This window comes from Myxococcus eversor, assembly GCF_010894455.1.
Classification (GTDB): Bacteria; Myxococcota; Myxococcia; order Myxococcales; family Myxococcaceae; genus Myxococcus; species Myxococcus eversor.
The window spans coordinates 38,493-50,734 of the sequence record NZ_JAAIXY010000029.1 but is presented as its reverse complement, the minus strand read 5'-3'; the positions used below and the strand labels follow the sequence as shown (position 1 = coordinate 50,734).

Annotated in this window: 5 protein-coding genes; 1 reads left to right on the top strand and 4 read right to left on the bottom strand. The window is 68.7% G+C overall.

Annotated features, from left to right (window positions below; genetic code table 11):
- Positions 1–6: 6 nt before the first annotated feature.
- The 3 genes from pbpC to G4D83_RS40675 form a co-directional block, all read right to left on the bottom strand.
- The gene (pbpC, locus tag G4D83_RS40685; RefSeq protein ID WP_205522846.1) at positions 7–2,319 is read right to left on the bottom strand and encodes a penicillin-binding protein 1C; all 2,313 of its coding nucleotides are present in this window, start codon (positions 2,317–2,319) and stop codon (positions 7–9) included.
- Entirely contained in the window at positions 2,316–8,291 is a 5,976-nt protein-coding gene (locus tag G4D83_RS40680; protein ID WP_163870334.1) for an alpha-2-macroglobulin, read from the bottom strand. Before G4D83_RS40680 ends, pbpC begins: the two co-directional genes overlap by 4 nt.
- Positions 8,292–8,528: 237 nt before the next feature.
- The gene (locus tag G4D83_RS40675) at positions 8,529–9,800 is read right to left on the bottom strand and encodes a serine/threonine protein kinase (RefSeq protein ID WP_163870333.1); all 1,272 of its coding nucleotides are present in this window, start codon (positions 9,798–9,800) and stop codon (positions 8,529–8,531) included.
- Between the two features lie 243 nt (positions 9,801–10,043).
- Here G4D83_RS40675 and G4D83_RS40670 point away from each other — a divergent pair, with 243 nt between their 5' ends.
- Positions 10,044–11,732, top strand: a complete 1,689-nt coding sequence (locus G4D83_RS40670) for an FAD-dependent oxidoreductase (RefSeq protein WP_163870332.1) — start codon at positions 10,044–10,046, stop codon at positions 11,730–11,732.
- Here G4D83_RS40670 and G4D83_RS40665 read toward each other — a convergent pair whose 3' ends face one another.
- Entirely contained in the window at positions 11,733–12,233 is a 501-nt protein-coding gene (locus G4D83_RS40665; protein ID WP_240357095.1) for a GNAT family N-acetyltransferase, read from the bottom strand.
- Between the last annotated feature and the right edge of the window lie 9 nt (positions 12,234–12,242).

Here is a 12,242-nt window from a genome sequence, read left to right as displayed (position 1 = left end):
GTTGGGTCAGCGCACGAGGCGAACCCGCAGCGTCCTGGCATCCGAGCGCCCCCGGTCATCCACCGCCCGTACCACGTACGTCCCTGGTTTCGCGTCCCACTGGAGCGACTCCCCCCGCGAGGCCGTGCCCACGAGCTGCTCGTCCACGAACCAGAACACCCGCCGCACGTCCGCGTCCGTCACCGCCGACAACGGCACCGCGCGCGAGGACTCCGACGAGGCCCGCAGGTTGTAGTCCACGCCTTCCTCGGGCGTGGTGATGCGCGGCGCGGTGCCCGTGCTGGCGCTGTGCTCCAGGCCGCAGTCCGCGCCCTCCGGAGGCGGCACCCGCCGTGGCAGCCCCGCCTTCTGGAACAGGCGCAGCAGGTCCGACGGCCAGAACTCGAACACCTCCGCGCGGCTGGAGGGGCCCGGTCCACACGCCCGCAGGCCCGTGCGAGTGTCCACCCACACCTCGCGGTGCACGTCACACGTGTGGATGGGCGAGGTGCCCGGAATGAACCACGTGTCCACCTTCCGCGAGCAGTGCGGCCCCGGCAGCCCCCCGGACAGCGCGCACACGCGCACGCGGCTGACGCCCGGTGGAGCCGACTGGCGCACGCGACGCACGTCCGAGTCCCGCGAGCGCACCGAGTCCACCAGCTCGAACATCAGCGGCGCGGCGGCCGTCTGTCCCACGAAGGCCGGGTTGGGCTGGCCGTCGAAGTTCCCCACCCACACCGCCACGACATAGGGCCCCACCACGCCCACGCTCCACGCGTCCCGGAAGCCGGTGGACGTCCCCGTCTTCCACGCCACGGGCACCGTGTCGCGCGTCCACTCGGAGCGAAAGGACTGCGCGGGGCGGCCCGCCGTGGCCAGCGACTCCAGCACCAGGAAGCTGGCCTCCGGGCTCAAGAGCTTCACGCCCTCTTCCACGGGGGCATCCACCGTCCAGCGCAGCGGGCGCAGATGTCCACCGTGGCCCAGCATCGCGTACAGCTCCACCAGCTCCGCCATGGTGACCTCGGCGGAGCCCAGCGCCAGCGAGAGGCCATAGTGAGACTCGTCGCGCAGGTCCGTCACGCCCGCCTTGCGCAGGAAGCCATGCAGGCCCGGCGCGCGGAGCTGCTTCGTCAGCGCCACCGCCGGCACGTTGCGGCTGCGCACCAGCGCCTCCACCGCCGGCAGCGGACCCGCGAACTCCCCGTCGAAGTTCTCCGGGTCATACCCCCGGAAGCCCAGCGGCGAGTCCTTCAACATGGTGCGCGGGTGCAGCAGGCCCTCGTCGAAGCCCAGCCCGTAGATGAACGGCTTGAGCGCGGAGCCCGGCGAGCGCTTCGCGTGCGTGCCGTCCACCTGTCCGTCGATGCGCGCATCGAAGAAGTCCGCCGAGCCCACCGCCGCGCGCACCTCCATCGTCCGCCAGTCCACGAGCATCGCCACCGCGTTGCGAATGCCCACGTCACGGCGCCGCTCCACGTACTGCCGGACGTGGCGCTCCAGCAATCGTTGAAGGGGTAAGTCCAGCGTGCTCGTCACGCTCGCGCCCACGGGGGCCCGCCGCAGCACGCTGCCCACGAAGTGTGGCGCGAGGAAGGGCAGGTCCTCCCGCCCCAGCACCGGGAGCGGCTGGGCCAGAAGCGGCCGGCGCTCGGTGTCCTCGGGGTGTTGCACCTGCCAGCGCTCGAAGAGGCGCAGCCGCGCCGCCGTCAGCGCCCCCGAGTCCCGGCCCGGGTCCCTGCGCGCCGGGCTCTGCGGAATGACGGCCAGGGTGAGCGACTCGCCCAGCGTCAGCCGCGCCACGTCCCGGCCGAAGTACACGAGGCTGGCCGCGCCCACGCCCTCCACGTTGCGGCCGTAGGGCGCGAGGTTGAGATAGGCCTCCAGGATTTCGTCCTTGGACCAGGTGCACTCCAGTTGCAGCGCCCGCAGCATCTGCTGGAGCTTGCCGCCGGGTGTGCGCGACTCGATGCCGTAGCGGATGCGCGCGAGCTGCATGGTGAGCGTGGAGCCGCCCATGCGCCGCCCGCCCGTCAGGTACGTGCTCCACACCGCGCGCCCCAGGGCCACGGGGTTGATGCCCGGGTGCGAGCGGAAGTGCTGGTCCTCGTGGAGCAGCGTGGCCTCCACCAGGGGGGTGGGGATGCGCTCCAATGGCACCCACAGCCGATACTTCTCGTCCGGGGACAGGGTGAGGCGCAACAGCCGGCCCTCGTGGTCGAACACCGCCTGCGAGAAACCCAGCCCCTCGCGCAGCGGCGGCCGGGGCACCGCGGCATACAGCGCCGCGAGCCCCAACATCACCACCAGCACCTTGCGCCACCCCCGTCGAATCACGGCGCCGACACCGTCACCTGCGACGCCACCGAGCGAGCGCGGACGCTCCGGTCATACATGCCCTCGGCGAAGGCCGGAGGCATCACGAAGCGGCCCGAGTGGGTCGCCTTGATTCGGTAGATGAACTCCGTGACGGTGGTGCCCGCCGTGCCGTAGAGCACCACCCGGTCCTCACGCACGTCCACGTACTCGGGGCTGAAGCTGGAGCGATCGCTTCCCACCGGCGGCAGCCACCCGCCGGCCACGGGCGCGGGCTCCGGCTCCCGGTAGGAGTTGTCCGGCGGCTCGTCGTCGGACCCGCCGCCCTCGTAGGACTCGTCCCCTTCGGAGGAGCTGTCACTTTCGGCGTACTCGGAGTCGCCCTCGGGCTCCGACTCGGGCTCCGGCTCCGGCTCGGGAGGCGCGGGCCGCTCCAGCACCACCTCGAAGCCGCCCGGCAGCAGGTCGGTGATGGCGACGTGGGACGTGTTGCCCTCCAGCCCGCGAAGCTTGAGGTGCACCTCTACCTCTCCGCCCAGCGGGACGTCCGTCACCACCTTGCCGTCCAGGTCCCTCAGCTCGCGCTGCACCTCCAGTCGCTCGATGATGGGCGCCGTGGGCACCTGCGCGTCGTAGCCCGCCTGCGTCACCTGGAAGAACAGCGGCGCGCTCGCCCCGCTCTTCACCCGGACGGCGGTGGCCTGCTCGGAGAAGGCGACCTTGGGGAACAGTCCCTCCGGCACCGTCAGCGGACGCAACGTGTCCGCCACCTTCTCCAGCAGGGCCACGCCCGCGCGCGACGGCGTGCCCTGCTCACCCAGCGCCTTCGCGTAGGCCTCCAGGCCGAGGATGGCGTACGCGGAGGACAGCGTGTTGAAGCGCTCCTCCGCGAGCGGCTTCGCCAGCGACACCAGCATCTCCCCGGTGATGCCGGGGAGCCGCTCGGGGAAGTGGCGCGAAATCAGGTAGAGCACCTGCGCGTCGTAGACGAGCCCGTCATAGAGCGCCTCGTAGTCGTCCACCTGCGCCTCGCCGATGCGCACCTTCTTCATCGCGCGCGTGGCCTCCTTCTCCTGCTTCAGCAGCTTGTACGTCGCGCCGACGTACGCCGCCGTCAGGTCCACCGGCCACTCCTCCGCGGCGTTCGCGTCCAGCCACTCGCGCAGGACATTCACCGCCCCGCCGGGCACCTTGCCGTTGCGGGTGAGCACGTACTGCGCATAGGCCACGTTGCGCGCCTGGGTGAGGTCCTGCGGCTCTCTCGCCGCCAGCGTGTTCAGCCAGGTGAGGCCCCGGTTCAGCATGTCGACAGGCACCGCGAAGCCTCGCTCCTTCGCCTCGGTGAGGAAGTGCAGCGCGTAGATGCTCGGCAGCACGGGCGCATACGAGTTGGCCGCCCACAGGCCGAAGGCGCCCTCGTCGTTCTGCCGGGTGCGCAGCGTGTGGATGGCGGAGGCGAAGCTGGCGTCGGCCACCTGCGGCCCCTGACCCAACAGCTCGCGGCGGCCCTTGAGCGTCACGGCCGGGAAGGCCCGGCTGACGAGCTGCTCGGTGCAGCCATGGGGGTACTTCTCCAGGTACGCGGACAGGCCGCGCGCCAGGCCCAGCGGCATCGGCGAGGCGCTCACCTCCAACGTGCGGAAGGCGCCGTGCATCTTTCGGGACACCGCGAGGTCCACCTCGCCGTCCTTCACGTAGCCGCCCTTCACGGACGTCAGGAAGGGCACGGCGGGACGGACGCTCAGGTCCACGGACTGACGCCCCTTCTCCTTGCCCAGCGACGCGGTGAAGGCCAGCGTCCCCGAGCCGAGGACGGACTTCGCGCGCACGCGGAAGGTGGTGCTCCCCTCGCGGCCCTCATCGATTTTCAGCGTGCGCCGGGCCTCGTCCAGCACCTCCAGATGCTCGGAGGGCTTCAGCTCCAGCGTCACCTCGCTCCCCTTGCCCGCGCCCTCCACGCTGTTGGCCACCGCGACGCCCACGTTGAACTCGTCGCCGGGAGCCACGAAGGTGGGCACGCTCGGGGTGATGACGAAGGGCCCCCGGATGACAGCGCGTCGAATCGAGGCGCCCACGGACTCCTCGCCCACGGCGACCGCCATCACCCGCAGCTCGCCATTGAAGCTGTCCGGAACGGGGTACACGAGCTCGCGCTCCGTCTCGTCGATGTCGACGATGCCGGACCAGTACGCCACGGGCTTGTCCCGCTTGCGCTTGAAGGGGTTGAGGTTCTTTCCGATGGCGGCCTGGCCCTCGTCGTCGCCGCCCATGGAGGACACGGCCTTCGACACGGAGAACTCCGGCAGGAGCAGGTCCAGAATCTGGCCCGTGCGCACCTCCAGCGCGCGCTTCTTGAAGAAGTGCGACAGCGGGTCCGGCGTCGAGTAGCTCGCCACCTGGAGGATGCCCTCGTCCACCGCGTACACCACGGCGCGGCCCGGCTTGTTGCCCTTGTAGCGGATGCGGTACGGCTCTCCCGGACGCCCCTTCTCCGCGCTCGTCAGCGTCACCTGCAGGACTCGGCTGTCTTTGCTCACCGAGAACGGCACCACGCCGTAGCTCAGCGGGCTCATGAAGATCTCCTGCGAGTCCATGGCGCGCACGAACGTGACGTTGACGTACCCGTTGCCCTCGATGCCCGGCGGCAGCCGAATCTTCTGCACCGTGCTGGTGGCGTCCGCCTTGAACCAGGCCCACGCATGGACGCGCTCGCGCTCCAGGGTGATGAGGCCCGCGCCGGTGTACGGCGCCTTGATGTTCAGCTCGATTTCATCGCCGGGCGCGTAGTCCTGGCGGGAGAGCTTCACCTCCAGCTCCGCGTTCTTCTCCAGAGTGCGCGTGAGGTTGGCGTGGCCCGCCACGGTGTAGTCCACGCGGCTGAGCTCCGTGCCCTCCGCGTCCTTCACCACCACCACGAAGTCGCCGGGCTGCTCCGTGGACAGCGCGTACTTGAAGCCCGCCTCGCCGATGGCCAGCTCGCGCGTGCGCACCACGGTGTCGCGGCGCGCGGACTGGTAGGCGTACGTGCCATTGGGCTGCTGTGTGAGGACGGACACCCAACGCCGCTCGATGAGCTCCGCATTGAGGCCCTGCACGGCCTTCTTCTTCAGCGTCGGGTCCACGGCGATGAAGTCCACCGAGCGCGCCGAGCCCTGGCTCAGGTAGGTCAACCCACCATCCGGCTTGAAGCCGACGAGGTACGGCAGGGGAGACACCAGGATGGAGGCCTCCGAGGACACGCCTCGTCCACCCTCGGCCTCGTAGCCCTCCGCGAGCAACGACACGCGCCACGTCGCCTTCTCGAACTTCTCCAGCCCCAGCTCCAGCTCCACCTCACCCTCGTCGTCGGTGCTGGAGTTCTCCAGGCGCTCGCTGAAGGTGCGCGTGGCCATCATCGGGTCGTGGAAGGTGTAGCCCGGGTATTGACGGAAGCCAGGGTACCCCGGGCTGAAGGTCAGCTCCGCGGACACGAGCCGGTCCGCCGCGGCGATGCCGAAGAGGTTCTTCAGCGTCACCTTGCCCTTGAGTCCCTCGGGCGGCACCCAGCCTTCGAGCCGGTCGGTGTCGAAGCGCGTGGTGATGCGCATCCGGTCCGGGAGGAACTCCTCCACGCGCACCTGGGTGGAGCCGAGCAGGCTGCCCCGCAGCCCGTCCTTCACCACGTACAGGTTCACCGCGTAGTGGCCCGTGGGGGACGTCTCCTCCGTCGTGTACTGGAGCGCCTCCAGGCCGGCGGCGGAGAGGGAAAGCTTCTGCTTGTGCACCTCCAGGCCGCGAGGGTCCGTGACGGTCGCTTCCAGCGGAACGCCCGTGGGCGGCTGGCTCCAATCCGAGGGCTTCACCACCATGGCGACGTGGAAGGTGTCGCCGGGACGGTAGAGGCCCCGGTCCGAGAAGAGGAAGGCCGTCAGGCGCTCCGGAGTGGAGCCGCTCGTCACGCCGCCCACATCGAAGCGGCTGAAGTTGAGCTGCCGGTCCGAGCGGTTGAAGGGCAGGAAGGCGAAGTCATCGCCCTTGCGCGCCAGGTACGCGATGGGCGTCTGCTCGCGCGCGAAGTCGGTCAGCGTCGGGAAGGCCACGTGGCCATCCGCGCCCGTGGTGGCGCTGAGCACCGGCAGGCCGTTCTTGCCGAGCACGCTCACCGTGACGCCTTCCGCCGGGAGCCCCTCGCCCAGCGACTGGACGAAGAGGTCATGCGAGCCGTCCGCGCTGTCCTTCACCACCAGGCCCAGGTCCGTCACCAAGAGGAGCCGCGAGTCCTCCTTGCCCGTCGTCCGCTTGTGCTCGGGGTCCCAGCTCTGAACCTTGAAGAAGAACAGGCCGCGACGCGCGGACGGGTTGTTCGCGGGGGTGAGGTACTCCGTCAAGTCGAAGGAGGCGTACTGCGCCTTGCCCCGGCCCACGCCTTCCAGCGGGCGCACCACGGAGAAGCTCTCCGTGATGTTCTGCTCGTCGAAACGGTAGTTGCTGAAGCTGGGGTGCGCGAAGCGGCCCTCCGTCTGGCTCACCAGGTGGTTGAGCTGGTCCGGCAGCACGCGGCCCAGTTGGAAGCGCAGCCCCTGGACGTCGCGCGAGAGGACGGTGACCTTCTTCTCGCCCGCGAGGCTGAGCAGGGCGCCCTCGTGGAGGATGCTCACCTCCTCGGGGAAGCGCGGCACGGCCTCGGTGCTGTTGAACTCCTCGGCCAGCACATAGCCACCGGCGGATTGCGTGCCCTTCTTGAGCCGGATGTAGAGATAGCGGCCCACGTCCGCGCGGATGCGGAAGCTGTGCAGCGTGGCGTGCTCCCTGTCCGTGGGCACCGGGTCCAACGCCAGCTTCTCCGCCTTCGCGAGCAGCTCGTCACCGATGGTCCGCGCATCGCTCCAGGAATGGTTGGAGCTCGCGGCCTCGTCCGTGGTGGCGGGCTTGTCCTTGGGCAGCACCCAGACCTGGAGGTTCTTTCGCAGCTCCGCCTCGGTGACGCCCGTCGTCAGGTTGACGATGAGCACCTGCTCGGGCTCGTAGCGGTCATTGCGCACGAGCGACACGTTGGTGCCCGACACGCGGAAGTAGCTGAACATGCCGGGGATGGTGACCTGTCGCTCCTGTATCCCCTCGGTCCCCTTGCCTCCCCGCGCGGCCTGGACGCCGGATGCCATCCGCAACACCATGGTGGCCTCCTTGTCGGGGATGGGGATGAGGTCCGATTGGATGTAGGCCTGTCCCTTCAGCTTGTCGTAGGTGACGTTGAACTTGTGCTCGGGCGGGCGGGAGCCCAGCAGTCCTCCGCTGGGCACGTCGAAGCGCAGCGAGAGGTTGCGCACGAGCGAGGCCGGGTCCACCGGGTGCGAGAAGGTCAGCGTGGACACGACGCGCTTCTCCTTCGGATTGCGCGGGTCTTCGTAGAACTCCAGGCTGTTGATGGACGCGGTGAAGGGCTGCGATTCGAACCGCGTCTCATAGGACTCGAGCAGGATGTGCTCGGGGAAGAGCGAGCGGTCCAGCGTGACGCGGTACTCCTGTCCCACACCCCAGTCCGCGCTCGGGACGAAGGAGAGCGTCTGGTCATTGGACCAGCGCCACGCGCCAGGGTGCTCGGGCTTGAGGGTGATGCCCGCCGTCACCGGCTTGCCAATGGCTTCGAGCGGGGCCACCGAGCCGGTGAACCGCACGTGCACCGAGTCCCACCGAGGCGTGCCGTCATCGAGCGGAGTCAGCGACGGAGACGTGGCGCTGAGCGAGTAGCGCACCGGCTGCGGCCGACTCTGATACCAGCGGTAGCCGGCGTCCGCTCCGACGACAAGCAGACACAGGGCGACCACCGACAGGGCGATTCGTTTGGGATTGCGGCGAACCCATCCGAACAAGGCGCGCGCGAAACGGGCGAGGGCGAGGCCCAGCGCGACGGCCCAGGTGGGAGGCGTCCAGCGAAGCTCACCGAAGAGATGGCGAGCGATGCGGCGAGCGAGCCGAGGTCTCTGCGGGGTGGGTTCGGATTCGTTTGAGGACATGGGGTGTAGTGCGGCGGCGGGAGCCAGCCCGACGAGAGAGCAAGCACGGGGCCAGCGCGTCGCGATGTAAGCACGACGGCAGGGTGGAACTGAAACCGGGGGCTGTGTGCCGTCGACCGCGCGTCCCGTGCGCGAGGAGCCGCGAGACACAGCCCGCGCGGCTGGCTGGCCGCTCACCCGAGACGAAAATGACTCAGGAGGGAGGGCGCCAGGGAGAGGAGTGCCGAGCCCGCGGCGTCAGTGCGAGGGCGAGCCGCTGGACCAGGGCAGTTCGAACCAACGGCGCTTTCCCTCACCAGAGGGGTGTGCCGGCTGGGATTGCGGCGGGCTGTAGGACGGGCTGCCCCAGTCCGGAGAGTCGACGACCATCACCTCACTGCCACCTCGGTGAGGCATGAGGCGAATCAGGCCCACGAACAAGGCCGTCAAGGCCAGGACGGCGAAGACCCAGCGAGGGTTGCTCCATTGCAAGGACCAGCGACTGACCACCGAGAGTTGGGGCTGTTCACCCCCCTCGGACTTGTCGCCAGTGACGGGTACGGCCACGACTGCCGAGGCTTCGACGGCGGACTCCACGGTCGGCTGCCCACCCCTCCGCTCGCCGCCCGCACCTGACGCCTTCGCTCCCTCGTCCGAGGAAGTCGAAGCGACCGGCGAGGAGCGCTCGGCGGCCATTGCCTCGACCGAAGCCCGCAGAGCGGAGAGCGCCTCCATCGCCGATGCGAACCGCGCCGAGCGCTTCGGCGCGAGCAGCCTCCCCAGGAACACGCGCAGCGGCTCGGAGACCTGGAGGTGCTGCTCGAACGACAGCACCAGTCCCTCGTCGACGAGGTCCGCGGGCTCGCGACCACTGAGCGCATGCACGAGCGTCGCGCCCAGCGCGTAGAGGTCGCTGGAGGGCTCCACCGTACCGCCGAGTTGCTCGGGCGGCATGTACCCGAATGTCCCGACGAGCGTGGACCCATGCGTCACGTCACGCGCCAGGTGGCGGGCCGCGCCGAAGTCCACCAGCGCCGTGCGTCCATCCGGCCGGAGGATGAGGTTCGCCGGCTTCACGTCGCGGTGCACCAGCGCGGGCGTGCGGCGGTGCAGCGCCGAGAGCGTCTGGAGCACCTGCTCCGCCAGCGTCCACGCCTCCGCCTCGTCCAGCCGACTTCGCGAGATGCGCTCGAGCAGCGTCTCCCCGTCCAGCAGCTCCTGCGCGAGATAGAGGCGCGTCCCTACCCCGCGGCCTTCCTTGAAGCTCGCGACGAAGCGCGGGATGTCCGGGTGCTCCAGCGAGCGCAGCACGGCGGCCTCACGCTCGAAGGCGTCGAGCTGCTCCACGCCGGGCACCAACGCGAACAACAACTCCTTGAGCGCGACCCGCGTCCCCTGCCCATCCACCGCCAGGTACACGCGACCATGCGGGGACTGCGAGATGAGCCGCAGCACGCGATACCCGCCGGGGGCCGCGGCCGCGCCGCAATGGCCACAGCGAGCATTCTCGAGCGCGGCGTCACACACCACGCACGCCCTGCTCGCCTCCGCTTCACGAAGCCCTGCCTCAGACCGGACACGTTCCATTCCACATCTCCCAGAGGCACTCCACGCCACCCGTTGGATGCGAATCCTATACCAATGTCCGCCGGGCCCGTCCGGCCGCCCTGGAGTCCAGCTCCATGGCGACAAGGTGCATGCTTCGAGGAAGTGCCGACGTGAACTCCGCAAGCGAGGCAGCGCCTCTCGCATGACCCGGCCGTGCAAGGGCCGATGTCCACTCCAGCTTCCACGGCCTGGGTTGCCGCGCCCTGCTCCCGCGTCGCCTCCATCCTGACGTGTGTCAGTGGCTGTCAATGTCGTGCGGAGCATCCTGCCGTCCCCCGTGCGCTTGACAGAAAATCGCTCAAGGACAAAGTGCCTCTGAAGCCACTCATTGGAGGTGGACGCGTGGGTCAACAAACGGACGTTCTCGTTGTCGGCGCGGGTCCTACCGGTCTTGTCCTGGCGCTTTGGCTGACACGCCAAGGTGTATCAGTCCGGATTGTCGACAAGAACGACGGGCCGGGAGAAACCTCTCGGGCCATGGTGGTGCAGGCCCGCACGCTCGAGCTCTACCGCCAACTCGACTTGTCTGACGCCGTGGTCGACGCAGGCTACCGCAACCCCTCCATCAGTCTCTGGGCCAAAGGCAAGCGTCGGGCACATCTCTCCTTCGGCGAAGTCGGGACCGATATCACGCCCTATCCCTTCCTCCTGGTGTATCCGCAGGATGCACATGAACGACTGCTGGTCGAACGGTTGCAGGCGCTCGGCGTCACCGTCGAGCGACAAACCGAACTGACCGCGTTCGAGGATAGAGGAGACCACGTCGCCGCGCGCCTGCGGACGCCGGATGGGAGCGAACAGGTCTGTGTCGCTCGCTATCTCGCGGGCTGTGACGGAGCTCGCTCATCGATCCGCCATCAACTCGGCGCGGGCTTCGAGGGCGGCACGTACAATCAGACGTTCTACGTCGCGGACGTTCAGGTGAGCGGTCTCGAGCCCACTGACGAGGTGCACCTCGCGCTCGACGGCACCGACTTCGTGGCGGTGATTCCCTATGGCCACGAGGGCAAGAGCCGGTTGATTGGCGCGGTCGTTGACGATCGCGCGGAAGAACTGACGTTCAACGATGTCGGGCATCATGCCATCGACAACCTGGGCCTGAAGGTTCAAGCGGTGAACTGGTTCTCCACCTACCGGGTCCATCACCGGGTCGCCGACCACTTCCGACGAGGCCGCGCCTTTCTGCTGGGCGATGCGGCCCATGTGCACAGCCCTGTTGGCGGGCAGGGCATGAACACAGGCATCAGTGACGCCATCAACCTCGCGTGGAAGTTGGCGGCGGTCGTGAAGGGCCAGGCCCTGGACGCATTGCTCGACAGCTATGAGCAGGAGCGCAAGGCCTTCGCACGCAAGCTGGTGGATACCACCGACCGCCTGTTTACCTTCATCACCACGGAAGGCGGTTTCGCCAACTTCGTGCGCATACACATCGCGCCGCTTTTCGCGGGCGTCATCTACAGCAGCGACCGCGTGCGCGAGTTCATGTTCCGGCTGGTCTCCCAGACATCGCTGAGCTACCACGCCAGTGCATTGAGCGAGGGCAAGGCCGGCGGTGTTCAAGGTGGCGACCGCCTTCCCTGGGTGGGAGGACCGGCCCAGGACAACCATGAGCCCCTGTCCGTCATCGCATGGCAGGTCCACGTCTATGGCACGGCCAGGCCCGACCTGAAGACCTGGAGCGAGCAGCGCGGCATCGCGCTGCATGAATTCGCGTGGCGCCCGGAGCATGAGCGAGCGGGGCTTGCACGGGACGCGGCCTACCTGTTGCGCCCCGACACCTATGTCGCGTTGGCCGACCCTCTTGGGACACCGGAAGCGATTGAGCGCTACTTCGCCGGGCGCGGGATTGCGTGATCACACCTTGCTGGCGGTGAGGTACACGTCCGGGTCATGCCTCTCCATGAACCGGTCCGGGTTCTTCAGGGGCGTGAAGCCATACTGGGCATACAGTCCGTGGGCATCCCGCGTGGCCAGCAGGAAGCGCCGCAGCCCCTGGAGGTCCGGATGGGCGAAGACGGTCTCCATCAACCACTTGCCCAGGCCCTTGCCCTGCTGCGTCTCCAGGATGAACACGTCACAGAGATAGGCGAAGGACATCCGGTCCGTGATGACGCGCGCGTAGCCCACCTGCGCGCCGTCCGCGCCATAAACCCCGAAGAGGAGCGAGTTCCGCAGGCCCTTCTCCACCAGCGCGCGGGTGATGCCCGGGCTCCAGTACGAGCGCGTCAGGTAACCATGCACCACGTCCACGTCGATGCGGGCGGAGTCATCGGAGATGACGAAACCGTCCTGGCCATGAACCACATACGCATCGGACACGGAGGGAGGCACCACGGGCTGGGTCATGCGAGACATGTTTCCCAG